The organism is Enterobacter sp. JUb54, from assembly GCF_014298075.1.
In the GTDB taxonomy this organism is placed as follows: Bacteria; Pseudomonadota; Gammaproteobacteria; order Enterobacterales; family Enterobacteriaceae; genus Klebsiella; species Klebsiella lignicola.
Map to the genome: position 1 here is coordinate 5,187,099 of NZ_CP060418.1, position 25,447 is coordinate 5,212,545.

Sequence of the window (25,447 nt, forward strand, 5' to 3'; positions counted from 1 at the left end):
TACTCAGACTTGCGGGTGTACAAAGAGTTCATTTTATTTTAAAAAAAAATCACTATCGGAGGTGAAGAATGCCGTTGTTAGATAGTTTCACAGTCGACCATACCCGCATGGAAGCACCGGCGGTGCGCGTTGCGAAGAAAATGAACACGCCACACGGCGATGAAATTACCGTTTTTGACCTGCGTTTCTGCGTGCCAAACCAGGAAGTTATGCCGGAAAGAGGGATCCATACTCTTGAGCACCTGTTCGCGGGCTTCATGCGCGATCACCTGAACGGCAATGGTGTGGAAATTATCGATATCTCTCCGATGGGCTGCCGCACCGGCTTCTATATGAGCCTGATCGGTACACCAGACGAGCAGCGCGTAGCGGATGCCTGGAAAGCGGCGATGGCCGACGTGCTGAAAGTTAAAGAGCAGAATCAAATTCCTGAACTGAACGTTTACCAGTGCGGCACCTATACCATGCACTCGCTGGAAGAAGCTCAGGACATTGCGCGTCATATCATCGAGCGCGACGTGCGCATCAACAGCAACGATGACCTGGCTCTGCCGAAAGAAACACTGCAAGAACTGCATATCTAGTGCTTCTGTGTCGGTCCGGCGTTCTTCGCCGGGCCGCTATTCCTGCGCCGCCATCCATGTCGACGACCTCAACCTTCTCTTTTCAGCACCGCGCTCTGGTGCCGTTTGCCCATGATTACGCCCACGGCGATAGCGAACCGTGGCATCAGCATGACTGCGCCCAGCTGCTGCATATCCTCTGCGGCGTGGTACGAGTCGATACGCCGGTGGGCTACTGGGTGGTACCGCCCGGACGCGGCGTCTGGCTACCGGCGGGGACGCCCCATGCGTTGCGGATCACCGGTAAAGTCGCGGCCCGAACGCTGTTTATCGATCCCCTGGCGCGAGCCGATCTCCCGTCCACGTGCCAGATCGTGCAGATCACCCCGCTGCTGCGTGAACTGATCGTCAGTTCGCTGGCGCTGGGCGAGCGTTATGAACCCGGCAGCCGTGACGAACGGATATATGAATTAATTCTCGATGAGATCCGCGGCATGACGGTGCTGCCGTTTGGCCTCGTGGAGCCTCAGAGCGAGGCCCTGCGCCGTTTGTGTCAGAAGGTCCGCGAGATGCCGGGGGAAGCCTGGAGCAGCCAGCAGGCGGCGAAAGAGAGCAACATGAGCGAACGAACGCTGAACCGCCACTTTCAGCAGCAGACCACGCTGACCTGGAGTGAATGGGTGCGCCGGGCGAAGCTAATGGAAGCGCTGGTTCGCCTGGCGCAGGGGCAGTCGGTGTTACGCGTGGCGCTGGATCTGGGCTATGGCAGCCACAGTGCCTTCAGCGCCATGTTTCGTCGGGTAATGGGCGTCGCCCCCAGCGACTATTTCCGCCCGCCGGCGTGATCGCCTGCGCTGAGCGCATTGCACAACGCCTGTAGTGAGGCGCGCGCCACGTCATTATCGATGCCCACGCCCCAGCGGCTGACGCCGTTGGGGAAGATGCAGCGGATATAGGCCACCGAACGGCTGTCGCTGCGTTCGCCGAGGGTATGCTCATGGTAATCCTTGATCACGAACGGTTGCTTCAGCAACGCGCTGAGGCCGCTGGCGGCGGCAGAGAGCAGGCCGTTGCCGCGCCCCTGAAGCCGTCGCGTCTCGCCATTGACCCGCAGCGTAGCCTGTAAGGAAAGCTGGCCGTCCTGCTGGCTGTCGCTTTGATAGTCCAGCAGCATCAGCGGCGATCCCTCGAGCAGCCCGTAACGGGAGCGGAACAGCTGCCACAGCGCATTCTGGGTCATCTCTTTACCGTGGCTATCGGTTTCCTGCTGCACGTGGAGGCTGAAATCTTGCTGTAACGCCCGGGGCAGCTTCAGCCCATGATTCTGTTCGATCAGCCAGGCGCTGCCGCTCTTGCCGGACTGGCTGTTGACGCGGATAACCGCTTCATAGCTACAGCCAATGTCCTGCGGATCGACGGGCAGGTAGGGCATTTCCCAGTGCTCGCCGGGTTTACGGGCATCGAATCCTTTCTTAATGGCGTCCTGATGCGAACCGGAGAAGGCGGTGTAGGCGAGACTGCCGGCCCACGGATGGCGCGGATGCACCGGCAGCTGATTACAATGCTCGACCACTTCCACCACCCGGTTCATCTCCGGGAAGGTAAGCTGCGGGGCAATGCCCTGGCTGTAGAGATTCATCGCCAGCGTGACCAGGCAGACGTTACCGGTGCGCTCGCCGTTACCGAACAGACAGCCTTCGACGCGGTCCGCCCCGGCCATCACCGCCAGCTCGGCGCTGGCAACGCCGGTCCCGCGGTCGTTATGGGGGTGAACGCTGATGCAGACCTCGGCGCGACGGGAGAAGTGGCGGCAGAAATACTCGATCTGGTCGGCGTAAACGTTCGGGGTATTGACCTCGACGGTGGCGGGCAGGTTGATGATCATCGGCCGTTCCGCGCAGGGCTGCCAGATCTCCGCCACCGCTTCACAGATTTCCAGCGCAAAGTCGGCTTCGGTAAAGCAGAAGGTTTCCGGCGAATATTCATATTGCCAGCGGGTGTCCGGCTGCGCTTCGCACTGCTCGCGGATCAGGCGGGTGGCACGGGTGGCGAGGGCCACCACCTGCGCTTTATCCATGCCAAATACCAGCTTGCGGAACAGCGGCGCGGTGGCGTTATACAGATGGACGGTGGCGCGATGGGCGCCGCGCAGCGATTCAAAGGTCCGCAGGATCAGGTCTTCACGCGCCTGGGTCAGGACCTGGATCGTGACATCCTGCGGAATACGTTGTTCGTCGATCAGCTGGCGGACGAAGTTGAAATCGGTCTGCGAAGCCGACGGAAACGCCACTTCAATTTCTTTAAATCCGCACTCCAGCAGCAGATTCCAGAACTGCAGTTTGCGGGCGCCGTCCATCGGTTCGGCCAGCGCCTGGTTGCCGTCGCGCAGGTCGGTGGACAGCCAGCGCGGCGCGCGGGTGATGGGGTTGTCCGGCCAGCGGCGGTCGGGCAGGGAAATCGGCGGCCAGGGACGATATTTTTCGCCAGGGTTTGTCAGCATGATGCTCTCCTTGTGTCGGTTCTTTATCCTGCAGAAACACCGGGAAGGGCGCTTTATCAAAGCGGACAGAAACTAGCGAGAACTGGACAATGTGGCTTTATCGCGCGCCATAAAAAAAGGGATCCGCAGATCCCTTTTGATGACAGATGTTGGCCGCTAATGCGCGCCACCACCGCCGCCGCCGGCGCTAAACGGCGGTTTCGCAAACCACACCAGACCGAGCAGGAGGATAAAGATCGCCGCCGAGAACCAGAAAATTTCGTTGGCGGAAATAATCAGCCCCTGGTTGGTGATCTGCTGGGCTATCCAGCCTGATGCCTGCTGTTGGCTTAACCCAAGTCCCTGCAGCTGATCGTACATCTGCTGGGCGTTGGGGTTATATGGCGTCACCGATTCGGTAAGCTGCGCATGGTGCAGCGCCTCGCGGTTGGTCCACATGGTGGTGGTGATCGAGGTTCCGATTGACCCCGCCAGCGTACGGGTGAAGTTCGACAGGCTCGATGCCGCCGCCAGCCGCTCCGGCGGCAGGCCGGACAACGTGATGGTGGTCAGTGGCATAAAGAAGCAGGCCACCGCAAAGCCCTGGATAAACTGCGGCCAGGCCGATGCGCCGAAGTCCATCCCGGGCTCGAAGGTCCACGCGCGCCAGTAGAAGCAGACTGCGTACATGATAAAGCTGAAGGTCACCAGCCGGCGCATATCCAGCTTATGGGCGAAGCGGCCGATAATCGGCGACAGGATGACCGGGATAATCCCTACCGGCGCGGAGGCCAGCCCTGCCCAGGTGGCGGTATAACCGTAGACCTCCTGCAGCAGCTGCGGCAGCAGCACGATGGCGCCGAAGTAGAGCATGTAGGCGAGACTGATACACAGGCAGCCGATGGTGAAGTTTCTCGATTTAAAGAGCGAGAGATCCACTATCGGGTTGTCGTCGGTCAGCTCCCAGACAATCAGGAAGCTGATGGCGACCACCGCCACAATCGTCAGAATGATAATCTCGTTTGAGGCGAACCAGTCCAGCTCCTTGCCGCGGTCGAGCATCACCTGCAGGCTACCGATACCAATCACCAGCAGCGCCAGACCCACGCCGTCAATCCGCCGCTGTTCGGTTCTGGTTTCGCGGCTACGCAGCGTCTGCAGCGTCATGACGACCACCGCGACGCCAATCGGGACGTTGATAAAGAATATCCAGCCCCAGTGGTAGTTATCGCTGATGTAGCCGCCGAGAATTGGCCCGCAGATTGGCGCGACGATCACCGTCATCGACCACAGCGCCAGCGCAATGGAGCGTTTTGCCGGCGGGTAGTTGCTGAGCAGCAGACTTTGCGAAAGCGGAATCAGCGGACCGGCGACGATCCCCTGAATAACGCGAAAGAAAATCAGCATCGACAGGCTGTTGGACATCCCGCAGGCCCAGGAGGCGATAGCAAATGCCACCGTAGACCACATGAACAGCTTTACTTCCCCGACGCGCTTGGCCAGCCAGCCGGTGATCGGAATGGAGATCGCGTTCGCCACCCCGAACGAGGTAATCACCCAGGTTCCCTGGCTCAACGATGAACCGAGATTACCGGCAATGGTTGGAATTGCCACGTTGGCGATGGTGGAGTCCAGCACCTGCATGAAGGTCGCAAGCGACAGCGCAATGGTCATGATGACCAGTTGCGCGCCTTCCAGCGGTTTTTGCTGTTGCATTACGCTCACCCCGAATTATCCCGCGTTCGCCTGGATGATACCGTCGATCAGTTTGTTCACCGGCGCCAGGCCGATTTCACGGGCGTTACTTTCATAAACCGGAGATTTACGGGTCTGGTTCGACAGCATCTCGCCGCCGCGGTCGGTGGTGTTGACCTCAACCAGCGTGGAGAGACCAATGCGCAGCGGGTGTTCCGCCAGCTGTTTGGCATCCAGCTCGATACGTACCGGCAGACGCTGGACGACTTTGATCCAGTTCCCGGTGGCGTTCTGCGCCGGCAGCAGTGAGAACGCGCTACCGGTGCCCATATCCAGCCCGATGACCTTGCCGGTGTATTTCACGTCATCGCCATAGATGTCGCTGATGACGGTGGCTTGCTGGCCGATGCGCATATGCGCCAGCTGGGTCTCTTTAAAGTTAGCGTCGATCCACAGATTGGTCGCAGGTACTACGGCCATCAGCGGCGTAGTCGGGCTGATTTGCGCCCCCGGCTGTACGGAACGACGAGAAACATAACCGCTGATAGGGCTGACGATCTGTGTACGTTGCAGCGCAAGCCAGGCGTTACGGACGTCAGTTGCCGCCTGGAGAACCGCAGGCTGTTGTTCCAGGCGGGTGCCCAGTACGATGGCCTGGTTGGCGTTGAATTGCTGGATAGCGACGTCCAGTTCAGCTTGTGCGCTGGCGACGGTATCGCGGGAGTGCTGCAGCTCTTCACGGCCAATCAGGTTGGCGGCGCCCAGCGGGATTCGACGGTTAAGGTCAGCCTGTGCCTGAGACAGCGCGGTTTTCTTAACGTCGATACTGGCCTGTAGCTGCTTGCTGTTGATCATCTGCTGGCGGGTCTGACGCACGCTGGCGGCCAGCTGAGTTTGCGCTTTTTCAAAGGCTTGTTGGGCGTCGGTCTGGTCAAGGGTGACCAGGGTATCGCCTTTTTGCACGAAATCGGTGTTGTCGGCCCAGACTTTCGTCACGCTGCCGGACACCTGCGCCATGATTTGAACCTGGTTCCCTGCCACGTATGCATCATCGGTTTCTTCATAATGACGCAGTACCAAAAACCAATAAATACCGTATGCCACGGCAACAATAATAAAGAGCAATGTCAGCAATAAAAGGGCACCCTTGCGCTTGCCTTTCTTGCTGTTCGGTTGCTGCGGGATTGGGCTCTCCGCATTTGCGCTCATGTTATTCTCCACGATCTTATTATTTCACATCGGCTGAGCCGACCTGTTTATCAGACAGGCCAGCAGATAATCTGCTGGCCTGTCTGTTTTTCCTTGTCAATCCAGAAAAATTTTTGAGCGGTTCCCGCGCTTAGCGCAGTGACTCCGCAACCACGCCATCCTCTTCCATCTGGTCAAGGCGACCTAACAGTTTGCGGGTGATGTGTTCGAGCTGATCTTTCTCGCTGGTGCTTAAAGAAGACCAGAGCTGATGCAGGCAGTTGTGCTGCGGCGGTAAGACTTCGCGTAAAAACTGATGACCTTTATCGGTCAGTTGCAGATGCAGGCAGCGGCGATCGTTATCGCTTTCACGGCGTTCAATCCAGCCGCGCTTTTCCAGTTCATCGGCAATACGCGTGGCGTTGGTACGTGAAGAACCCAGCGCACAGCTCAGCTCGGAAGGCTGAATGCTGTGGTTTTCCTGAGACTCAAGGGTTATCAACGCCATAAATAATGTCTCGTTAATTCCCTGCGCTTTCAGCATCTTATTACGATTTTCCAACAACTTACCTTGCATGTGCATGCAGAGGCGAGTGAGTAAAATCTCCTGGAAGGGGAAATCTTCGTGGCGGCTGGCGCGGAACTTGAGCATTTGCTCAATGGGAGTAAACGAACTATCCATTAGGGTATGACCTCATTAATTACAGCCGATATAATAACTATTGTGACAAATAAATCAAATGAATTATTGACTAAAATTGATACGTTAAACTCAAATCAACGTCGTGATTTTCCATGCTATTCCGTAGGCTAACGCGCTGAGCAGCGTCGGAAAAATGATGCTTCGCGTCTTCCAGAACGCCAGCCCCAGCACCGCAAATCCCACCAGGGTCGGCAGCAACCGCCGGGCGTCGCTGAGGATCTCCGGGACGCTGGAGACGACCAGCAGGGCGCAGATAGAGGCGATACCGATGGTATCGAGCAGGACGCTGACCGGACCACGGCGCGTAGGCCGTGCGTTATTCGCCCGCAGGCGTAGGGGCAGGTAGCGGAACAGATAGTTCACGCAGCCGACCACGATGCCGATAATCAGGACGTCACTGTTCATCGGGCATCCCCTGAATACTGGCCTGAATCAGCGCGACCAGACAGCCGCAGACGATCCCGGCGAGGATAGCCGCCGGAATAGAAAACAGAATAATGCCGCCCATCGCACCCACCAGTGCCGCCAGCACGCTGAGGGACTGTTTGCGCTGGAAGGAGGCGAGCAGGAAGCTCAAAAACAGCGCCGGGAGCATAAAGCCGAGCGCCGCTTCTACCGCCGGATAACCAGCCAGCAGGCCGCTACCGGAGTAAGCCCCGAGCAGCGTGCCGAATACCCAGGATATCCAGGAGGTGAAGGCGATCCCCAGCATCCAGTTTTCGCTCCAGCGACGGTTGTCGCGCACCAGCTTCGCGGTGGCGGCGGCGAAAACCTCATCCGTCAGACCAAAGGCCCAAAGCGCGGTTTTCCGCTTATCGAGCGCGCGGTGAATGCGGCTACGCAGAGAAGGACCGTACAGGACATGGCGCACATCCATCGCCATCACGGTAAGGGCGGCCACCCAGAGCGAACTGCCGGCGGCAATCATTGCGGTGATGACAAACTGGCTGGCGCCAGCGTAGATAATGCAGGAAAAGAACAGGCTTTCCAGCGGCGTAAAGCCGAGTCGGGTGGCATTCAGACCAAAGGCAAAAGCGACAGGAATATAGCTGATCACGATCGGCAGGCTGTCTTTAATCCCTTCAGAAAGCGTGGCTTCGCTGGCCGTGGAGGCGGGCGTCACTGCGGCGGGTTTTTCCATTTAGCGTTATTTATTGATAACTCACGTGAATGTCACATGATTGAACAGGTCGGACTACCTTAGCAGAGAGCTGGGTGCATTTATACCCTTCATCCTTCAAGTTGTTTGGGTGTTGGCTGTACCCGTTATTCGGCTCAACGCGAATTTTTTGGGGTATATACCTTGATGGGCGGGGGCAATCGCGTGACGTGACGACAGACCCGAAGCGCGTGTGGCGCTCCGGGTCAGGATCGTGATTACTTCTGCGCTGCCAGCGCTTCTTTTACCCAGCCGTCAAACTGCTGCTGGTGGGCTTTGATCCAGCCGTCAACGTGACCCTGGATATCGGCTTCTGACGAGTGACCTTCATGCATCATCGCGTTTTCGGCGTTAATGTCGCTAATCGGCAGCTTCATGATGCTGAACAGTTTCGCCGCCGCCGGGTTTTTCTCAGCCCAGGCTTTATTGGCTACGATATGCATGGTGCTGACCGGGAAGCCGTAGTTGGCACCGTTCGCCAGCTTGGTGTCGATATTTTTCTGCACGCCCGGCAGGGAAGAGAACGGCACCTGCAGCCAGACCACATCTTTACCCGGTTTCAGCACGTCGCTGACCCAGTACGGCGTCCAGGTGTAGTAGATGACCGGTTTCCCTTCTTTATAGCGGGCGATGGTGTCGGCCATCATCGCCGCGTAGTTCCCCTGATTGTGTACCACCGTCTTGCTCAGACCATAGGCATCAATCTGGTGGTTGATCACCGCTTCGCAGCCCCAGCCAGGAGTACAGCCGGTGAGATCGGCTTTGCCATCGCCGTTGGTATCAAACAGTTTGGCGATTTTCGGGTCTTTGAGCTGATCGATAGATTTGATGTGGTACTGCTCGGCGGTCTTTTTATCGATCAGGTAGCCCTGTGCCGCACCGTTCACATACACGCCTTCGCGATAGAAGCTTTTGTCACCGCCAGCGGCGGCGTACATGTCGTCATGCAGCGGCTGCCAGTTAACGGCGGTAAAGGTCGCATCCCCGGAGGCAAGTGAGGTGTAGCCAACGTTATAGTCAACTTCGCTCGGCTTATCGACGGTGTAGCCCAGTTTTTCCAGGGCACGGCTGACTAACAGCGTCTGGAAGGTCTCTTCCGAAATGGTGCTCTGGATCGGTTTAACGGTGATGCCTTTCCCCGGCAGGTCGGCCGCCCAGGCGGCGCTGGTGGCAAGCAGAGTGGCAAGTGCGGTAGTAATAATCGTGTTATGTCGCATCGTTATTCCTTATTTAAAGAGAGGAAAACTGCAGGCCCGGCCGGCGTGATACGGCCGGGCAATGAGAAGTTCAATCAGAAGTTACTGACGGAAAGGACGAGTAATCAGCCCCAGAGGACCGGTCGCGTACCAGCGGCGGTTGCCCCGGCTACGGGAATCGCGGCCTACGGCCTGGGTCAGGCGGTCGAGAATAATCGCCAGAATGACGATCCCAACGCCGCCGACGCTCGCCAGTCCCATATCAAGACGGCCGATCCCGCGCAGTACCATCTGGCCCAGGCCCCCGACGGCGATCATCGAGGCGATAACCACCATCGACAGCGCCAGCATCAGGGTCTGGTTAACCCCGGCCATAATGGTCGGCATGGCCAGCGGCAGCTGGACCTTGAACAGCAGCTGGCGCGGGCTGGCACCGAACGAGCGTGACGCTTCAATCAGGTCGGCAGGCACCTGGTTAATCCCGAGGATCGTCAAACGGACGATCGGCGGCAGGGCGAAGATAATCGTCACCACCACTCCCGGCACGTTGCCGATACCGAACAGCATGACAATCGGCACCAGGTAGACGAACGCCGGCGTGGTCTGCATGGCATCCAGCATGGGGCGGATAATTTTGGCCGCCCGCGGGCTGCGCGCCAGCCAGATCCCCAACGGGAGTCCTATCAGCATACAGAACAGCAGGGCGGTCAGAACCAGCGCCAGCGTTACCATGGCCTGCGACCAGGCACCGATAGCGCCGATCGCCACCAGGGAAATCAGCGTTGCCACGCCCATGCCGACGCTGGAGATTTGCCAGGCGATCAGGGCGAACAGCACGATGGCTACCGGTGCCGGCATCCCTAACAGCAGTTGCTGGAAGGCGCTGAGGATATAGTCCACCGGTACGCGGATGCCCTGGAATACCGGGCGGAAGTGGACCACGATCCAGTCAATCCCGTGGGTGACCCAGCTGTCGAGCGGGATCAGGGTATGGTGGAACGGGTCCATAATATTAAAGTGTTCCGGCTGCGGCGCGGGTGCGCTATTGAGCCAGTCTGCACCGCCGCCATCGGTCGGTGCGGCTGCCGGCGTGCCCCAGGCATCGGCAGATTGTGCGGCGCTGTCCGCCGCCGGTGTGGTGTCCCACGGATTCGATTGATCAGCCATTGTTTGCCCCCTCGCGATCTAAAGCTTTCAGCAACATTCCTTTCGAAATAATGCCGATGTACTGTTGCCCTTCATCCACCACCGGAACCGCGCACGGTGCCTGGCCGACGTGGGAGAGCAGGTCGCTCAGCGACGTTTGTGCATCCACCGCCTGCGGGGATTCGAGTAACGCCGCGTCAATTCCCTGACCTTCGCTCAATGCGGATTTCAGTGAATCAATAGAGACAATGCCGACAAACTTATTACCGCGTTCAATCACATAACCATATTCACGGTCCTGGTCCTGCAATAATTTCATTGCAGAGCGAGGACCGATGCCCGGCGTTTTACGAATTAATCCGACGGGGCTACGACGTGCAATATCTTTGGCGCTAAATACCTGGCTAATATCGACGCCACGGAAGAAGGTTTTCACATAATCATTGGCAGGATTATTGAGAATTTCATCCGGGGTACCGACCTGAATCACTTCGCCATTTTGCATGATGGCAATACGATCGCCAATGCGCATAGCCTCATCAAGATCGTGGGAAATAAAGACCACGGTACGTTGATGTTTCGCCTGTAATTTTGTCAGCTCATCCTGCATTTCAGTACGAATTAATGGGTCGAGAGCCGAGAAGGCTTCATCCATTAATAGTATATCGGGGTTGATAGCCAGGGCGCGGGCGAGACCGACGCGCTGGCGCATCCCGCCGGACAGTTCATCCGGGTAGGCGTGAGCATAGTTTTCCAGACCGACCTGGCGCAGCGCGTCCAGCGCGTTCTGCTGGCGTTGCTGGGTTGGAACCCCGGCCAGCTCCATGCCGAAGGCGGCATTGTCCAGAACCGTCATGTGCGGCATCAGCGCAAATGACTGAAATACCATAGCGATCTTTTTTCTGCGCACCTCGCGAAGTTCGGCTTCTGAGATTTTGGCGATATCGACGCCGTCAATCAGCACCTGTCCGCGGGTAGGTTCAATCAGGCGATTGAGAAGGCGAACCATGGTGGATTTTCCTGAGCCGGAAAGCCCCATGATGACGAATATCTCGCCTTCTTCAATGGTCAGACTGGCGTCTTTTACGCCAAGCGAAAGTCCCGTTTTTTCCAGTAGTTGCTCTTTGGTAAATCCTTTTTCAATATATTTGAACGCTCGCTGTGGGTGCTCGCCAAATATCTTATAGAGATTCTTAATTTCTAATTTAATTGCCATGCAATAAAGAGTTTCCTGTTATTTGTATTATATCAATATAGTACCTGATGGAGATGATGACCTTTTTACACCCTAACATACTCAGATTCTGTGACAACCCTCAATGTCCCGCGGAGGCTGAAATTGGGCGGGCAGAGTTCCGCGAATTCCCCGTGACATAAGGGCTGAGCGTTGATTCACAAAAGGTAATATTTTTTGACGATGGCTGGATAATAATTGGTAAACCACATGATTCCTGCTGAATATTGCGGCAATGTTTCAGTCAAATATCACGTGGATTATTTTGTGTGATGAAAGGTAATTATGTGAAATAGATCACCAGGGAATAAACGCTAATTCCCTGGTGAAATAAAGGTTAAAAATCCCAATCGTCGTCGGCGGTTTCTTCGGTTTTTCCCATGACATAGGAGGAGCCGGAACCGGAGAAAAAGTCGTGGTTTTCATCGGCGTTTGGCGAAAGGGCCGCCAGAATTGCCGGGTTAACTGCGGCCATCTCCGCCGGGAATAACGCCTCATAGCCGAGGTTCATCAGCGCTTTATTGGCGTTGTAGCACAGGAAGGCGTTGACCTCCTCGCCCCAGCCGCTGTCGGCGTACAGCTCCTGGGTATAGGCCAGCTCGTTTTCATACAAATCCATCAGCAGGTCGAGGGCGAACTGCTTCAGCTGCTCGCGGGTTTGCGCATCGACGCTCTCCAGCCCTTTTTGGTACTTATAGCCGATGTAATACCCGTGTACCGCCTCATCGCGAATAATTAAGCGAATCAGGTCGGCGGTATTGGTCATCTTGCCGCGGCTGGAAAAGTACATCGGCAGCCAGAAACCGGAATAGAAGAGGAACGATTCGAGAAACACGCTGGCGATTTTTTTCTTCAGCGGGTTATCCGCCTGATAGTACTCGAGCATCAGGCGGGCTTTATGCTGGAGCGAAACGCTTTCTTCGCTCCAGGCGTAGGCGGCATCAACATCTTTGGTCTGGCATAAGGTCGAGAAAATCGAGCTGTAGGAGCGGGCATGCACCGCTTCCATAAAGCTGATGTTAGAGAGCACCGCCTCTTCATGCGGGGTGATCGCATCTGCCATCAGCGCCGGCGCGCCGGTGGTGTTCTGGATCGTATCGAGCAGCGTCAGCCCGGTGAACACGCGAATGGTCAGCTGCTGCTCCACCGCCGTCAGCCCCTGCCAGGCGGGAATATCGTTGGACAGCGGCACCTTTTCCGGCAGCCAGAAGTTGCTGGTCAAGCGGTTCCAAACCTCCAGGTCCTTATCGTCCTCGATGTTGTTCCAGTTAATGGCGCGAATACGCGATAAATGGGTCATCCTGTTCTCCTTATAGCGCGCAGGATACGCAGCCTTCGATTTCAGTGCCTTCCAGCGCCAGCTGGCGCAGGCGGATGTAATACAGCGTCTTGATGCCTTTTTTCCACGCGTAGATTTGCGCTTTGTTGATATCGCGCGTGGTGGCGGTATCGGGGAAAAAGAGCGTCAGCGACAGCCCCTGGTCGACGTGCCGCGTCGCTTCGGCATAGGTGTCGATAATCTTCTGCGGGCCAATTTCCCAGGCGTCCTGATAAAGCGCCAGATTTTCATTGGTCATAAACGGCGCGGGGTAATAAACCCGGCCGGTTTTGCCCTCTTTGCGGATCTCTATCTTCGAGACGATCGGGTGGATGCTCGAGGTCGCATGGTTGATATAGGAGATTGAACCGGTTGGCGGCACCGCCTGCAAATTGCGGTTGTAGATGCCATAGCGCATCACATCGTCACGCAGCTGCTGCCACATGGCGCGGTCGGGCAGCGTGATGCCGGCACGGGCGAACAGGTGACGGACGGTGGCGGTTTTCGGCTGCCAGTCGCCCTCGAGATACTGCCCGAAGTACTCGCCGCTGGCGTAACGCGATTGGGCAAACCCGGCAAAATGCTGACCGCGCTCGCGGGCCATCTGCATCGAGGTGTGCAGCGCGTGCCAGGTGACGGTATAGAAATAGAAGTTGGTAAAGTCCAGCCCTTCCGGACTGCCGTAGGCGATGCCTTCCCGGGCCAGGTAGCCATGCAGGTTCATCTGCCCAAGACCGATGGCATGGGAAGCGGCATTGCCCGCCGCTACCGATGGCACCGAACGGATATCGCTCATATCTGATACCGCCGTCAGGCCACGAACCGCGACGGCGATGGTCCGGGCGAAATCCGGTGAGTCCATGGTGTGGGCGATGTTAAGCGACCCCAGATTACAGGAGATATCGTGGCCCACGTGGGCGTAATCGAGGTTTTCATCAAAGGTTGACGGGGTGTTGACCTGCAAAATTTCCGAGCACAGGTTGCTCATGTTAATGCGCCCGGCAATCGGGTTGGCCCGGTTCACGGTATCTTCGAACATGATGTACGGGTAACCAGACTCAAACTGGATCTCCGCCAGCCGCTGGAACAGATCCCGGGCTCGGATCCAGCGCTTGCTGACCCGCTCGTCGGCAACCAGCTCGGCGTACATTTCGCTGATGGCGATATCGCCAAACGGCTTGCCGTACAGACGCTCAACGTCATAAGGCGAGAACAGCGCCATCTGCGCATCCTCTTTCGCCAGCTGGAAGGTGATATCGGCGATCACCACGCCAAGGGATAAGGTTTTGATGCGGATTTTTTCGTCGGCGTTTTCCCGTTTGGTATCCAGGAAACGCAGAATATCCGGGTGATGGGCGTGCAGATAGACCGCTCCGGCTCCCTGGCGAGCGCCGAGCTGATTGGCGTAGGAGAACGCATCTTCCAGCATTTTCATCACCGGCACCACGCCGGAGGACTGGTTTTCAATACGCTTAATCGGCGCGCCGGCTTCACGCAGGTTGGAGAGCAAAAACGCCACGCCGCCGCCGCGTTTGGAGAGCTGCAGGGCTGAATTCACCGCCCGGCCAATCGACTCCATGTTGTCCTCAATACGCAACAGGAAGCAGGACACCAGCTCGCCGCGCTGCTGTTTTCCGGCGTTGAGGAAGGTGGGCGTTGCCGGCTGGAAGCGCCCGCTGAGGATCTCCTCGGTCAACTGACGGGCGAGGTTTTCATCGCCTTGCGCCAGGTTCAGGGCGACCATGCAGGTCCGGTCGGTGAAATGTTCGAGATAGCGTTTGCCGTCGAAGGTCTTCAGCGTATAGCTGGTATAAAACTTCCACGCGCCGAGGAAGGTCTGAAAGCGAAAGCCATAACCCTGGGCCTCGGCAAACAGCGCCAGCACAAACTGGCGATCGTAGCGGGCCAGTACGCTGGCATCGTAATAGCCTTCGGCGATAAGCCACTCCAGCTTGTCGTTCTGCGAGACGAAGCTGACCGTATTGGGCTGCACGTGGGTTGCCATAAAGGCGTCCACCGCCTGGCGGTCCTTGTCAAAGGGAATGCGGCCATTGCTGTCGTATAGATTCAGCATGGCATTGAGGGCATGGAAATCGGATGCCCCGGTCGTTTTCGCTTCTACGGTTGTCGTTGCCAAAATTCGCTCACTCCTTTACGCACGTTATCGACATCGGTTGGGGTGCCCATCAGCTCAAAGCGATACAGGTACGGGACGCCACACTTTTGGGCGATGACATCGCCGGCCCGGCCGTAGGCATCGCCGAAGTTGCGGTTGCCCGCGGCAATCACGCCGCGTATCTGCTGGCGGTTATGGGGATCGTTGAGAAAGCGGATCGCCTGGCGGGGCACCGCGCCCGCCGTACCGCCGCCGCCATAGCTGGGGACAATCAGAATGTAGGGCTCGTCTACCTGGATGCGCTGGCGCTCGTTCAGCGGAATGCGCACCGCGGGCAGCCCCAGACGCTGGACGAACCGGTGCGTATTTTCGGAACTGCTGGAGAAGTAGACGATCAGGCTCATGCGCTGGCTACCGGTTGCGGGCGCAGGCGGTTAATCATATCCGGGCGGAATCCGGACCACTGGGTTTCGCCGGCCATCACCACCGGCAGCTGGCGAAAACCCTGCTCGCGCAGCATATCGGCGGCATCCGGGTGATGCTCGACATTCACCATCTCGAAGGTGACGCCGCGGCTTTCCATCGCGCGTTTGGTGGCGTGGCACTGGACGCAGTCATCTTTAGTGTAAATAGTAATGCGCATGATTCGTATTTCCATTTATGATAACAGAACGGCGCAAAAAGGCGTGATGTTCGGTATCGGTTAACTGTTCAGGAAATACTAGATGTAGTTATCTAAAAGTTCAACCACGCAATATATAGCGTTTTTAGATAAGAGGTGCCCTCGCGTGTGGAACCCGCGAGGGTGGGGACGTGTGCTCTGAAATTACTGACGCATGCTGACGGCCAGGCGGTTAAAGGCGTTCATCAGGCTGATGGCGAAGGTCAAATCGCTGATCTGGCGCGCGCTGAAATGGTCCAGCAGCGGCAGGTAAACATCATCTTCCGCATGGCTGGTGGCGATATCGGTCACGGATTCCGCCCATGCCAGCGCCGCCTGTTCCGCAGCGCTGAAATGCCCGCTGACTCGCCAGCCTGCCAGTGCATCCAGCTTATTCTGCGCTACGCCGGAGTGACGCAGCGCCTTACTGTGCATTTCCAGGCAGAAGGCACAGCCGTTAATTTGTGACACCCGCAGGTACACCAGCTCCACCAGGGTGCTGTCCAGTTCGCTTTTATCCAGCGCCATCTTGGCTTGCAGCAGACCGTTATAGACTTCCGGGCTCAGTTGATTGTAGGGCTGACGTAGTTGGCTCATGGTGTTTTCCTCAATTAAGAACCGCTGCAAAATAGCACTATAATGGACTGCAAAAGATAGCCATATTGTAATCAAAAAAGCAGACCATAATGGACGTCAAAAAAGTACCGCACTATCAGCGCATTGCCCGCCAGCTTAAATCGGCGATCGAAGGTGGCGAACTGGCGCCCGGCAGCCGCCTGCCCGCCAGCCGGGTGTATGCCCAGGCGCTCGGCGTCTCCCGGGCCACCGTGGAAAATGCCTGGGGCGAGCTGGTGGCTCAGGGCTGGCTCGAGCGACGGGGGCAGGCCGGGACGTTCGTCAGCGACAGGCTAAGCCCGCAGCAGCAAGCCCCGGCGCGTGAGCCGCTCAGCAGTGAACCGACGGCGCCGCAGCCGTTTCAGATGGGGCTGCCGGCGCTGGATCTCTTTCCTCGCGGCCTGTGGGCACGGGTGATGGGGCGTCGGCTGCGCACCCAAACGCGGTTTGATTTGGCGCCGGGAGATCCGTGCGGGGAGGCGATCCTGCGCCGCGCGATCGCCGATTATTTGCGGCTTTCCCGCAGTATTGAATGCCTGCCTGAACAGGTGCTGGTGACCGGGAGCTACGCCGCCTCGATGCAGTTGCTCCTCCGCACTCTGGCGCAACCCGGCCAGCATATGTGGATGGAAGACCCCGGCTTTCCGTTGATTCGACCGGTGATTACCCGCCACGGGGTGATTATCGACCCGGTGGCGGTCGATGACGAAGGGATGGATGTAACCCAGGCGCAGCAAGACTACCCGGAAGCCCATTTCGCGCTATTGACGCCGGCGCATCAGAGCCCGCTGGGCGTGGCGTTGTCGCTGAGCCGACGCCGGCAGCTGCTGGCCTGGGCGGCACAGCGCGATGCCTGGATCATCGAAGATGATTACGATAGTGAATTTCGCTACCAGGGGAAGCCGCTGCCGCCGCTGAAAAGCCTCGATGCCCCGCAGCGGGTGATTTATGCCGGCACCTTCAGTAAATCGCTGTTCCCGGCGTTGCATGCTGCCTGGCTGGTGGTGCCGCTGCCGCAGGTGGCTGCATTTCGCGAGCAGGCGCAGATGTTGAGCTGTAGCGTCCCGACGCTGTGGCAGCAGACGCTGGCCGATTTTATCCTTGAGGGCCATTTCTGGCGGCACCTGAAGAAGATGCGCGCCAGCTACGCCCAGCGTCGGCAGTGGCTGGAGTCGGCGCTGCAGCAGCAGGGGTTTGGCGTGGTGCCGCAGCTGGGAGGGATTCAGCTGGTGATAACGGTAAGCGGTGACGACCGGGCGCTGGCTCGCAAAGCGCAGCAGGCCGGGCTGGCCGCCCAGGCGTTAAGCGACTGGCGAATGGTAAGCCGCGGGGCGGGAGGGCTGTTGGTGAGTTTTACGAATGTGACGTCGATGGAGATGGCGACAGAGGTGGTGCGGCGGCTCAGGCAGGCGCTGTTTTCTTCTTAGGGGTAACGCTGGTTATTGAGGCTCAGGAGGATTCAGGTAAACGGTGGTTTGCGCGAAAGTGGTTTTTAGCCGCTCCAACTTCCTTGCAGCATGTCGCTATATTCCATGCTTGCATTTTGGTCGCTGAAAAAACCTTCAGCCATGATATTGCGACGGGACAGCCTCGGGATGGCAGCGCGGGGGTTAAGGCGCATCAAGAAAACGGGCGGGAACGCAGGCGCGCATCCAGGACTGACGGCCTGGACGGCCGTCAGAGGGCAGGTCGAGACAGGGATGTTGAGTCCGGCCCGGTCCGCCAGATGAAGCCGGAGTGGAGCATACCGCGCAGCGGCCGTTTTCAGCGCAATGCCGGGGGTCATGGGGGGCGAGCGAAACGCCCCCCATGCCGTTCACCCGCTGAGGGCGTGAGAAAAGTACTGGATTCACCGTGAACGGAACATTCCACGAAAGCAAACGGAATTGTCCACGGAGCCCACGCTAAAAACCACTTTCACCCAAACCACCCTGTAACGACAATCATGTCCACATCGGATGGCAAGCAATCAGACAACAAAAAGCCCCTGCGGACCAGAGGCTCGCAGGGGCGGACGCGTATTTGTTATCTTCATTTATCGTTTATATTATCGACGCAAATTCAATAATACGCCAATAAATAACCCAACGGCGGCGGCGGCACCCACACTCTGCCAGGGTTTATCCCGCACGTAGGTATCGGCACAGCCTGCGGCATCGCGGGCAGCCTGCTGCACACGGTTATTGCCATTCAGGCGGGCACGTGTCTCTTTCAGCAATGCCTGTGCTTTTTTCCGCGCGGCGTCTGCTTCATCTTTGGCATCGCTGCCCCATGATTTCAGCACTTCTTCCAGCGTATCCGCTAATTGGCTGACATCGCTATGAATATCCTCAGCGCTTTCATCGATATTGTTGCGGTTTGCTCGGTTCGCCATTGCGTTCTCCCTTAATTCCGTTGAGTGATTAAGTGTAGAACAAGATTTTGAATTATGCTGATAGTGTTCGGTTTCTGGAATTTTCCGAAAGCGTTATCAATGCTGAATAAGGTAAGGTTCAATGTGCGGTAAAAGATAATGAGGAATGAGTATGTATTTAAGACCCGATGAGGTGGCGCGCGTTCTTGAAAAGGCCGGCTTCACCATGGATGCGGTAACCCAAAAAGCGTATGGCTATCGCCGCGGTGATAATTATGTCTATGTGAACCGCGAAGCGCGCATGGGACGCACGGCTTTAATTATTCACCCTGCGTTAAAAGAACGCAGTAATTCGCTGGCGGAGCCCGCGTCGGATATCAAAACCTGCGATCATTATGAGCAGTTCCCGCTGTATTTGGCCGGGGAAGTGCAGCAGCATTATGGTATTCCACACGGGTTCAGTTCGCGAATGGCGCTTGAGCGCTTTATCAGTGGGTTATTTGGCGAAGTGACGCCGAGCCTGTCTCACAGCTAAGCACAGAGCAGCAAGGGTGGGGATGTATCCGGGAAGCGACTGACAAAGGTCAGTCGCTGAGTCGTTGAACTGAAAGGATCAGGCCTTAATCTGTTGGTACGCGCTGACGCGGAACAGGCGGCGGCAGTAATCGAGAAAGTAACCGTAAACCGCCCCCATCATCATCGATACCGCAATGTTTGAACTCACTGCTGCCGCAATCTGATGCCAGTCCGCACCGACCGCAAATAAAATCGCGACGTATACCGGTGACTGAAAGGTCACATATGCCACGACATCGGCAATATTCTTCATCCAGCCTGAGGGGCTGATATGGCGTGCCAGACGCATGGCGCGGTCACGATAAAAGCCATAAGGTACCGCAATAATAATGTTCACCGGAATGGCGACCAGTCGTGAGGAAAGCGACTGCTCAAAAGTCATTCCAGAGAGGAATATTTCGATCATCATGTTTACAACGGTGCAGTACACCACCATCGCAAAGGTGTCTGCTACCGCATGACGCAAGCGGGACTGCGCAGAGAACATCGGGGTGCTCCTCGAAAATGAAGTCTGTTACGCCACAAAACGCGTTCATTTGCAGCGTTTTGGGTTGTGTCGTTTTGTGTGCGTAGATTATCTCTCTGCCTTAAAACTGGCAACTAGCTATAAATTTTTATTTAGTGGCGTTTTGTCGATAAAATACTCTGTAAGAGTTCGTTTTATAAGCGTTGCGCTACTTTTGTCCTGGGTTTGTATTTTTTGTATTAATATCAAATGGTTGGTTTTTTACTGGCTGAAGGGGCGTTGCGCGTGTGGGGAGACGAACGGCCCGGATGGCGCCTGATGTCACGTTTCAGTGTGATGGCTATCACTTTTGGAGTAATTCTCTCATTCGTGCCGTAATTTATGGCATGGTGTTCTGTTTGTTAATTGCGATTTTCATTCTGATTTAAAGCATACTTATTCACTGGCGAGCTGAAGTTGTATAAGACAGTCGCCGTATTGATGCGGATAACCTGCTGAGACGCCAGATAATATATCTACTGGTGCTATCAGTGTGGCTTTTTTATTCTATTCAGCGGGGTGACATCATCCGCTTATTTTTTAATTTGGCAATAATCCCTGCCGTTTAAAATTGAATTGAGCAAGTGTCTTCGGGATATATTTATTCGCAGGGATTAAAGGTGGTAATAAATAGCCCAATATATTAAAGTATCCCGGTAGTATTGTCTTATTTGAAATTTAGGATTGTTTGGTAATTTATGTCTTTAATGTTACAGAAATTGAATAATATCCGTTCGCTGCGGGCGATGTCGCGTGAATTCTCCATTGACGTGCTTGAAGAAATGCTGGAAAAACTCAGGGTCGTCACTGAAGAAAAACGGGCAGAGCAGCTGGCTGCCAGCGAGCAACACGCTGAATACCAGGAAAAAGTACAGACCTGGCTGGAGCTGATGATCGCCGACGGTATTACCCCTGACGAGCTGGTTTCACTGGATGTCGCTCCCCAGCAAGGCAGCAAAAAACGTCAGCCGCGTCCGGAAAAATATCGTTTTACCGACCTTAATGGCGAGCAGAAAACATGGACTGGTCAGGGACGTATGCCGAAGCCGATTGCTAACGCCATCGCCGCAGGTGAAACCCTGGAAAGTTTTCTGATCTAATCGTTATGGCTAACGACGTTCGACCGGCGATAAACGCGGGTGGGATGGGAGCGGAACCAGCAGAAATAACGGTGGGGTGACCCACCGTTAATATTAACAAACGCCAAAATCACCCTCTTCGGTATAAGGCGAAACGTCAGCAGGCTTCAGCGTATATTGCTCGCCCTGTTCGTTACTGGCCTGCACGGCAACGATATGCTCTTCGTTGACGGCTACAATTTTCAGTTTTGGCCCGCCCATGCGTGGCTGTACCAGATCACCCACTGAATACATCGCGTTCTCCTCATCTGTCGATCAACATTGTGCTCAGGTTCACTGCGCACGTCGGTTCCATGGCATCACAGCCAGCAGACGCGCCATCCCGCAAAATCCGGTTAGGCCGGCCAGGGTTAGCCCGGCTCCGACGAACGCGCTGAGCAGGAAAAATCCGCTACTCACGCTATATCCTAGCACTACCCCCAGCAAAATGAGTCCGCCAGCGGCGATTTGCACCTGACGCATCAGCGGCAGAGGCTGCGTTTTGTCCTCTATGACCGGCAGACCTGCCGCTTTCCACGCCTGAATACCGCCGCTCATCAGCTTCACCTGCGCGGGGGCCGCGGCGGCGACCAGTCGAATGGCGTTATTTTGCGTCCGCGAGCCCGCCTGGCAATGGAAGATAACCGTGTCGTCCGCCGTGGTACGCAGCGTGGCGCCGTTGGTGAGCGTCGCCAGCGGTACCAGTTCGGCATCAGGAATATGCTCGCGGGCATATTCATCGGCATCGCGAATATCGATTAATCTGGCGCCTTGTGCAATCTGAGCCCGGACGTCTTCGGGGGAAAGGGTGGCGATAGTCATGATTGTTCCTTAAGGGCAATAGAGGGTCTTCAGCGTGGAGATAATTTGCTGAACCGCAGGATGAGTGATGAAGTAATGGATACGCTGCGCCTCGCGCTCGCAGCCGATGAGGCCTTCTTCACGCATGCGTGCCAGATGTTGCGAAGTGGCAGAAGGACTCAGGCCGGTGATGCGGGCCAGTTCGCCGGCGCTGGCGCGCGGCGTTTCGCAGAGCATGCAGAGGATCACCAGCCGCTTGGGGTGGCTCATCGCTTTGAGCAGAGCGGCGGCCTCGCCGGCGGCTGACTGTAACTGTTCGGGTGTATTCATCTATTTTAGCTTTTTCTAAATTTAGATAATTCTAAAATAAACAAACGCATGACGCCAGTGAGAAAGTGCGGTCGCGGGGCAGCCCGCCCCGCAGCGGGTTAATTTTTTCCGTGACGCGCCGCGCGGCGATAGAGCGTGCTGCGGGCAACGCCCAGCGCCTGCGCCGCTTTACTGACGTTACCGTTGAAGGTGCTCAGCGTCTGGGCGATCAGCTGGGCATCGTGCTGCTGAAGCCCACGCGATGGCAGCGGCGGCGGTGCAGTCTGGTACTCGGCGGGCAGATCCGCCACCGTCAGCTCATCTCCCTCGTCAGCCAGCGCCAGCAACACTTTCATCAGGCTTTGCAACTGGCGGACGTTACCCGGCCAGGGGAGGCTCGCCAGATGCGTCAGCAACGGCGGTGAGAGTTGCACATGGCGGGCCGTGGCGCCGAGGTCGTGCCAGAGCTGCTGGATAAAGGCCGGCAGCGTCGTCCACTCGCGCAAAGGGGGGATGGTGAGGGCAAATTCACGCAGGCGATACAGCAGGTCTTCGCGGAAAGTCCCTTCGGTCACGTGCTGCGCCAGGTTGCGGTGGGTGGCGCAAATCACCGCAAAGCTGACCGCCGCGCTCCGGCTGGCGCCGAGCGGAGTCACCTCTTTTTCTTGCAGCACCCGCAGCAGGCGGGTCTGGAGCAGCATCGGCATATCGCCAATCTCATCGAGGAACAGCACCCCGCCGTCGGCCTCGCGGATTTTACCGATATAGCCGTTTTTACTGGCGCCGGTAAAGGCCCCCGGCTGGTAGCCAAACAGTTCAGATTCAATCAGCGATTCGGGAATGGCGGCGCAGTTGATGGCGACGAATTTACCGTTGCGCCAGCGGCTATGCTGGTGCAGCGTCCGGCTGACAAACTCTTTCCCGCATCCTGTTTCCCCTTCAATGCATAACGCAATACCGGCATTCAGCAGACGTAACAGCTTTTCCCCTTCCTGCGGGCTGGTGAATGGCAGATGGAGAGGTTCAGGCTCAGGTGCCGGGGGCGGGGCCACCACCGCCACGCCGCTGCGGGCCGGGGCGCGTAAACGGTAATAACAGGTGTGCTGCTGGAGGGTGACCGGCAGCGGGATGCTCACGGCGGTTTGCGTCAGCTGCGGGAACAGCTGCTGGAAGGTGACCTGGCCGAACTGCTCGGGATCGAGGCCCAGATCGCGCATCGCCAGGCGATTGCCGGCGGTCAGCACGTTATCGGAGAAGACCAGCAGCAGCTCTTCGACACTATCGAGCTTGTGGGGATCGGCATGCAGGCTCATCAGCCACTGCTGCGGGTGCAGACTCTGCTTAACCCACAGGTACTCAATCTGTTTGGCCGCCGCTTTCACCCACGCCAGGGTATGCGGATGCGGCACCTGCGCCGGGCCGGAAATATCCAGCACTCCGGCTATTTTTCCGTCGGGGCTCTGCACCGGCATGGCGGCACAATAGAGGTCCTGGTTGCTGGTGAGAAAGTGCTGGCGACCATCGATTTCACAACTGTCGTCGATGGCCAGCGCGGTGCCGATGGCGTTAGTCCCGCGACCGCTTTCACTCCACAAATTTCCCGGCGCAAGGGCGAAGCTCTGCGCTTTCTCCATGGCGTGCAGGTTGCCGAAGGTTTGCAGCACCAGGCCGCTGGCGTCAGAGAGGATCACCACCGACTGCAGGTCAGCCACTTTTCGCGACAGCGTGTTCACCACCGGCTGAGTGAGCTGCTGTAGCCGGGTATGGCTGGCCAGCACATCCGCCAGCTCGTTGGATCGCAGGCGCGGAAAATCATCCGTCGTCGGCTCCAGACCATACTGCTGGCTACGAAACCAGGAATCGCTGAGCAACGGGTTGGTTTTCGCCTCGGGGTCGAGGGTAAACGAATTGCCTTGCACGGAGCACCTCATGGCCGCTTAAGTAATGTTGCAACATTGTAGCTTTATGGTTTCTCATGTGTTGCGATTTGCGACACAGAAGCAGAAATCAGTGCGACACCCGCCAAAGGTATTCGTGTAACTCAATGAATAACATGATGATTTCATAGTCATAAAACTCTGGCATAACCCCTGCATTACTCCTCATGCAGCAGGCAACAGCACAAAACCAATACGCCGCTGCGCCTCAACCCTACAGAAGGAGATTGCAATGCGTTATGCACATCCTGGCAAGCCGGGCGCCTTAGTGTCATTTAAGTCCGCTTACGGTAACTATATAGACGGCAAATTTGTCGAGCCGATCGGCGGCGAATTCTTTATGAATACCTCGCCGGTGGACGGGAGCGACATTGCACAATTCCCCCGCTCGGATGCCAAAGATATCGACTTTGCACTCGATGCCGCGCACCGCGCCGCAGAAGCCTGGGGCAAAACCTCGGTCCAGCAGCGTTCGAATCTGCTGCTGCAGGTGGCCGATCGCATCCAGCAAAACCTCGAGTATCTGGCGATTGCCGAGAGCTGGGACAACGGTAAGCCGGTGCGTGAAACGCTGAATGCCGACCTGCCGCTGGCGGTCGACCACTTCCGCTATTTTGCTGGCTGCCTGCGCGCGCAGGAAGGGAGCACCGCGGAGATCGATGAAACGACCGTGGCCTACCATTTCCATGAGCCGCTGGGGGTGGTCGGGCAAATTATTCCGTGGAACTTCCCGCTGCTGATGGCGGCGTGGAAGCTGGCGCCGGCGCTGGCGGCCGGTAACTGCGTGGTCCTCAAACCGGCAGAGCAAACGCCGCTGAGCATCACCCTGCTGATGGAGCTGATTGGCGATATCTTCCCGGCGGGCGTGCTGAACGTGGTGCAGGGCTTCGGTAAAGAAGCCGGTGAAGCGCTGGCGACCAGCAAGCGCATTGCCAAGATCGCCTTTACCGGCTCCACTCCGGTCGGGCGGCATATTCTGGCCTGCGCGGCGGAGAATATTATTCCGTGTACCGTTGAACTGGGCGGCAAGTCGCCGAATATCTACTTCGCCGACGTGATGGATGGCGAAGAAGAGTTTATTGAGAAGGCGGTGGAAGGGCTGGTTCTGGGCTTCTTTAACCAGGGCGAAGTCTGTACCTGTCCGTCGCGGGCGCTGATCCATGAATCGATCTACGAGCCGTTCATGGAGCGGGTGATGGCCAAAGTGGCGCAGATCCGTCGCGGCGACCCCTTTGACACCGATACAATGATTGGCGCGCAGGCGTCTCGTCAGCAGTTCGATAAGATCCTGTCGTACATCAAGATTGCCCGTGACGAGGGCGGCCAGATCCTGACCGGTGGCGAGCGCGCCAGCATTGCCGCCGAGCTGGACAATGGCTACTACATCCAGCCGACCCTGATTAAGGGGCGCAATGAGATGCGCAGCTTCCAGGAAGAAATTTTTGGCCCGGTGATTGGCGTGACCACCTTTAAAGATGAAGCGGAAGCGCTGGCCATCGCTAACCAGACCCAGTTTGGCCTCGGCGCCGGCGTCTGGACCCGGGACACCAACCTGGCTTACCGCATGGGGCGCGGGATCAAGGCCGGTCGCGTCTGGACCAACTGCTATCACGTCTATCCGGCGCATGCGGCGTTCGGCGGGTACAAGCAGTCAGGGGTTGGCCGCGAAACTCACAAAATGGCGCTTGAAGCCTATCAGCAGACCAAAAACCTGCTGGTCAGCTACGGTACCGCGCCGTTAGGACTGTTTTAATTGAGAATTTAACCGCGCATTT

At 57.1% G+C, this 25,447-nt stretch carries 26 protein-coding genes; 6 read left to right on the forward strand and 20 right to left on the reverse strand.

The window, feature by feature from the left end; genetic code table 11:
• Positions 1–68 precede the first annotated feature (68 nt).
• On the forward strand, positions 69–584 hold the full coding sequence (gene luxS / locus HF679_RS24150) for an S-ribosylhomocysteine lyase (RefSeq protein WP_123756808.1): 516 nt from the start codon (positions 69–71) through the stop codon (positions 582–584).
• A gap of 56 nt (positions 585–640) precedes the next feature.
• A complete protein-coding gene (locus tag HF679_RS24155) occupies positions 641–1,408 on the forward strand; it encodes an AraC family transcriptional regulator (protein WP_123756809.1) in 768 nt (255 codons plus the stop codon).
• Here HF679_RS24155 and leuA read toward each other — a convergent pair.
• The 14 genes from leuA to HF679_RS24225 form a co-directional block, all read right to left on the reverse strand.
• Positions 1,387–3,063 (reverse strand): 2-isopropylmalate synthase, encoded by a 1,677-nt coding sequence (gene leuA / locus HF679_RS24160; RefSeq protein ID WP_187042450.1) that lies wholly within the window; start codon positions 3,061–3,063, stop codon positions 1,387–1,389. The genes HF679_RS24155 and leuA overlap by 22 nt on opposite strands.
• A 156-nt stretch (positions 3,064–3,219) precedes the next feature.
• Positions 3,220–4,758 (reverse strand): multidrug efflux MFS transporter permease subunit EmrB, encoded by a 1,539-nt coding sequence (emrB, locus tag HF679_RS24165; protein ID WP_123756811.1) that lies wholly within the window; start codon positions 4,756–4,758, stop codon positions 3,220–3,222.
• A 15-nt stretch (positions 4,759–4,773) separates the two neighbouring features.
• Positions 4,774–5,946: a multidrug efflux MFS transporter periplasmic adaptor subunit EmrA gene (emrA, locus tag HF679_RS24170; protein WP_123756812.1), complete on the reverse strand. Its 1,173-nt coding sequence runs from the start codon at positions 5,944–5,946 to the stop codon at positions 4,774–4,776.
• 130 nt (positions 5,947–6,076) lie between these two features.
• Entirely contained in the window at positions 6,077–6,607 is a 531-nt protein-coding gene (gene mprA / locus HF679_RS24175; RefSeq protein ID WP_123756813.1) for a transcriptional repressor MprA, read from the reverse strand.
• 90 nt (positions 6,608–6,697) lie between these two features.
• On the reverse strand, positions 6,698–7,033 hold the full coding sequence (gene ygaH, locus HF679_RS24180; RefSeq protein WP_187042451.1) for an L-valine transporter subunit YgaH: 336 nt from the start codon (positions 7,031–7,033) through the stop codon (positions 6,698–6,700).
• On the reverse strand, positions 7,023–7,769 hold the full coding sequence (locus HF679_RS24185; protein WP_123756815.1) for an AzlC family ABC transporter permease: 747 nt from the start codon (positions 7,767–7,769) through the stop codon (positions 7,023–7,025). Before HF679_RS24185 ends, ygaH begins: the two co-directional genes overlap by 11 nt.
• Positions 7,770–8,005: 236 nt before the next feature.
• The gene (proX, locus tag HF679_RS24190) at positions 8,006–9,004 is read right to left on the reverse strand and encodes a glycine betaine/L-proline ABC transporter substrate-binding protein ProX (RefSeq protein WP_123756816.1); all 999 of its coding nucleotides are present in this window, start codon (positions 9,002–9,004) and stop codon (positions 8,006–8,008) included.
• Between the two features lie 81 nt (positions 9,005–9,085).
• Positions 9,086–10,150: a glycine betaine/L-proline ABC transporter permease ProW gene (gene proW, locus HF679_RS24195; RefSeq protein ID WP_123756817.1), complete on the reverse strand. Its 1,065-nt coding sequence runs from the start codon at positions 10,148–10,150 to the stop codon at positions 9,086–9,088.
• Positions 10,143–11,345, reverse strand: coding sequence for a glycine betaine/L-proline ABC transporter ATP-binding protein ProV (gene proV / locus HF679_RS24200; protein WP_123756818.1), 1,203 nt, complete (start codon positions 11,343–11,345; stop codon positions 10,143–10,145). Before proV ends, proW begins: the two co-directional genes overlap by 8 nt.
• A 355-nt stretch (positions 11,346–11,700) precedes the next feature.
• Positions 11,701–12,663, reverse strand: coding sequence for a class 1b ribonucleoside-diphosphate reductase subunit beta (gene nrdF / locus HF679_RS24205; protein ID WP_187042452.1), 963 nt, complete (start codon positions 12,661–12,663; stop codon positions 11,701–11,703).
• A 10-nt stretch (positions 12,664–12,673) separates the two neighbouring features.
• Entirely contained in the window at positions 12,674–14,818 is a 2,145-nt protein-coding gene (gene nrdE, locus HF679_RS24210) for a class 1b ribonucleoside-diphosphate reductase subunit alpha (protein WP_187042453.1), read from the reverse strand.
• A complete protein-coding gene (nrdI, locus tag HF679_RS24215) occupies positions 14,800–15,201 on the reverse strand; it encodes a class Ib ribonucleoside-diphosphate reductase assembly flavoprotein NrdI (protein ID WP_123756821.1) in 402 nt (133 codons plus the stop codon). Before nrdI ends, nrdE begins: the two co-directional genes overlap by 19 nt.
• Positions 15,198–15,440: a glutaredoxin-like protein NrdH gene (gene nrdH, locus HF679_RS24220; RefSeq protein ID WP_123756822.1), complete on the reverse strand. Its 243-nt coding sequence runs from the start codon at positions 15,438–15,440 to the stop codon at positions 15,198–15,200. The genes nrdI and nrdH overlap by 4 nt, the downstream gene beginning before the upstream one ends.
• A 183-nt stretch (positions 15,441–15,623) precedes the next feature.
• Entirely contained in the window at positions 15,624–16,055 is a 432-nt protein-coding gene (locus HF679_RS24225) for a carboxymuconolactone decarboxylase family protein (RefSeq protein ID WP_123756823.1), read from the reverse strand.
• An 89-nt stretch (positions 16,056–16,144) separates the two neighbouring features.
• On the opposite strand from HF679_RS24225, the gene HF679_RS24230 reads away from it, so the two are divergent.
• Positions 16,145–17,500 (forward strand): PLP-dependent aminotransferase family protein, encoded by a 1,356-nt coding sequence (locus HF679_RS24230; RefSeq protein WP_123756824.1) that lies wholly within the window; start codon positions 16,145–16,147, stop codon positions 17,498–17,500.
• A 620-nt stretch (positions 17,501–18,120) separates the two neighbouring features.
• Here the strand turns inward: HF679_RS24230 and HF679_RS24235 are convergent.
• Positions 18,121–18,447, reverse strand: coding sequence for a DUF883 family protein (locus tag HF679_RS24235; RefSeq protein WP_123756826.1), 327 nt, complete (start codon positions 18,445–18,447; stop codon positions 18,121–18,123).
• 151 nt (positions 18,448–18,598) lie between these two features.
• Here HF679_RS24235 and HF679_RS24240 point away from each other — a divergent pair, with 151 nt between their 5' ends.
• Positions 18,599–18,961 carry a DUF2002 family protein gene (locus HF679_RS24240; protein WP_123756827.1) on the forward strand — a complete coding sequence of 121 codons (363 nt, stop codon included), beginning with the start codon at positions 18,599–18,601 and terminating at the stop codon, positions 18,959–18,961.
• A gap of 78 nt (positions 18,962–19,039) precedes the next feature.
• On the opposite strand, the gene alaE is transcribed toward HF679_RS24240, so the two are convergent.
• Complete coding sequence (gene alaE, locus HF679_RS24245; RefSeq protein ID WP_123756828.1) at positions 19,040–19,489, reverse strand: L-alanine exporter AlaE; 450 nt, start codon at positions 19,487–19,489, stop codon at positions 19,040–19,042.
• A gap of 716 nt (positions 19,490–20,205) precedes the next feature.
• Here alaE and stpA point away from each other — a divergent pair.
• Positions 20,206–20,607: a DNA-binding protein StpA gene (stpA, locus tag HF679_RS24250; RefSeq protein WP_123756830.1), complete on the forward strand. Its 402-nt coding sequence runs from the start codon at positions 20,206–20,208 to the stop codon at positions 20,605–20,607.
• 93 nt (positions 20,608–20,700) lie between these two features.
• On the opposite strand, the gene HF679_RS24255 is transcribed toward stpA, so the two are convergent.
• From HF679_RS24255 to HF679_RS24270, 4 genes are all read right to left on the reverse strand, one after another.
• A complete protein-coding gene (locus HF679_RS24255; RefSeq protein WP_123756831.1) occupies positions 20,701–20,880 on the reverse strand; it encodes a hypothetical protein in 180 nt (59 codons plus the stop codon).
• A gap of 39 nt (positions 20,881–20,919) precedes the next feature.
• Positions 20,920–21,447 carry a rhodanese family protein gene (locus tag HF679_RS24260; protein ID WP_123756832.1) on the reverse strand — a complete coding sequence of 176 codons (528 nt, stop codon included), beginning with the start codon at positions 21,445–21,447 and terminating at the stop codon, positions 20,920–20,922.
• A gap of 9 nt (positions 21,448–21,456) precedes the next feature.
• The gene (locus HF679_RS24265) at positions 21,457–21,756 is read right to left on the reverse strand and encodes an ArsR/SmtB family transcription factor (RefSeq protein WP_123756833.1); all 300 of its coding nucleotides are present in this window, start codon (positions 21,754–21,756) and stop codon (positions 21,457–21,459) included.
• A 98-nt stretch (positions 21,757–21,854) separates the two neighbouring features.
• Complete coding sequence (locus HF679_RS24270) at positions 21,855–23,654, reverse strand: sigma-54-dependent Fis family transcriptional regulator (RefSeq protein ID WP_187042454.1); 1,800 nt, start codon at positions 23,652–23,654, stop codon at positions 21,855–21,857.
• Between the two features lie 250 nt (positions 23,655–23,904).
• Between HF679_RS24270 and HF679_RS24275 the strand changes: the two genes are divergently transcribed.
• The gene (locus HF679_RS24275; protein WP_123756835.1) at positions 23,905–25,425 is read left to right on the forward strand and encodes an aldehyde dehydrogenase family protein; all 1,521 of its coding nucleotides are present in this window, start codon (positions 23,905–23,907) and stop codon (positions 25,423–25,425) included.
• Positions 25,426–25,447 lie beyond the last annotated feature (22 nt).

Excerpts from the sequence above, each read along its gene's own strand:
- luxS (WP_123756808.1), top strand. The coding sequence starts at position 69 with ATGCCGTTGTTAGATAGTTTCACAGTCGACCATACCCGCATGGAAGCA.
- HF679_RS24155 (WP_123756809.1), top strand. The coding sequence starts at position 641 with ATGTCGACGACCTCAACCTTCTCTTTTCAGCACCGCGCTCTGGTGCCG.
- leuA (WP_187042450.1), bottom strand. The coding sequence starts at position 3,063 with ATGCTGACAAACCCTGGCGAAAAATATCGTCCCTGGCCGCCGATTTCC.
- emrB (WP_123756811.1), bottom strand. The coding sequence starts at position 4,758 with ATGCAACAGCAAAAACCGCTGGAAGGCGCGCAACTGGTCATCATGACC.
- emrA (WP_123756812.1), bottom strand. The coding sequence starts at position 5,946 with ATGAGCGCAAATGCGGAGAGCCCAATCCCGCAGCAACCGAACAGCAAG.
- mprA (WP_123756813.1), bottom strand. The coding sequence starts at position 6,607 with ATGGATAGTTCGTTTACTCCCATTGAGCAAATGCTCAAGTTCCGCGCC.
- ygaH (WP_187042451.1), bottom strand. The coding sequence starts at position 7,033 with ATGAACAGTGACGTCCTGATTATCGGCATCGTGGTCGGCTGCGTGAAC.
- HF679_RS24185 (WP_123756815.1), bottom strand. The coding sequence starts at position 7,769 with ATGGAAAAACCCGCCGCAGTGACGCCCGCCTCCACGGCCAGCGAAGCC.
- proX (WP_123756816.1), bottom strand. The coding sequence starts at position 9,004 with ATGCGACATAACACGATTATTACTACCGCACTTGCCACTCTGCTTGCC.
- proW (WP_123756817.1), bottom strand. The coding sequence starts at position 10,150 with ATGGCTGATCAATCGAATCCGTGGGACACCACACCGGCGGCGGACAGC.
- proV (WP_123756818.1), bottom strand. The coding sequence starts at position 11,345 with ATGGCAATTAAATTAGAAATTAAGAATCTCTATAAGATATTTGGCGAG.
- nrdF (WP_187042452.1), bottom strand. The coding sequence starts at position 12,663 with ATGACCCATTTATCGCGTATTCGCGCCATTAACTGGAACAACATCGAG.
- nrdI (WP_123756821.1), bottom strand. The coding sequence starts at position 15,201 with ATGAGCCTGATCGTCTACTTCTCCAGCAGTTCCGAAAATACGCACCGG.
- nrdH (WP_123756822.1), bottom strand. The coding sequence starts at position 15,440 with ATGCGCATTACTATTTACACTAAAGATGACTGCGTCCAGTGCCACGCC.
- HF679_RS24225 (WP_123756823.1), bottom strand. The coding sequence starts at position 16,055 with ATGAGCCAACTACGTCAGCCCTACAATCAACTGAGCCCGGAAGTCTAT.
- HF679_RS24230 (WP_123756824.1), top strand. The coding sequence starts at position 16,145 with ATGGACGTCAAAAAAGTACCGCACTATCAGCGCATTGCCCGCCAGCTT.
- HF679_RS24235 (WP_123756826.1), bottom strand. The coding sequence starts at position 18,447 with ATGGCGAACCGAGCAAACCGCAACAATATCGATGAAAGCGCTGAGGAT.
- HF679_RS24240 (WP_123756827.1), top strand. The coding sequence starts at position 18,599 with ATGTATTTAAGACCCGATGAGGTGGCGCGCGTTCTTGAAAAGGCCGGC.
- alaE (WP_123756828.1), bottom strand. The coding sequence starts at position 19,489 with ATGTTCTCTGCGCAGTCCCGCTTGCGTCATGCGGTAGCAGACACCTTT.
- stpA (WP_123756830.1), top strand. The coding sequence starts at position 20,206 with ATGTCTTTAATGTTACAGAAATTGAATAATATCCGTTCGCTGCGGGCG.
- HF679_RS24255 (WP_123756831.1), bottom strand. The coding sequence starts at position 20,880 with ATGTATTCAGTGGGTGATCTGGTACAGCCACGCATGGGCGGGCCAAAA.
- HF679_RS24260 (WP_123756832.1), bottom strand. The coding sequence starts at position 21,447 with ATGACTATCGCCACCCTTTCCCCCGAAGACGTCCGGGCTCAGATTGCA.
- HF679_RS24265 (WP_123756833.1), bottom strand. The coding sequence starts at position 21,756 with ATGAATACACCCGAACAGTTACAGTCAGCCGCCGGCGAGGCCGCCGCT.
- HF679_RS24275 (WP_123756835.1), top strand. The coding sequence starts at position 23,905 with ATGCGTTATGCACATCCTGGCAAGCCGGGCGCCTTAGTGTCATTTAAG.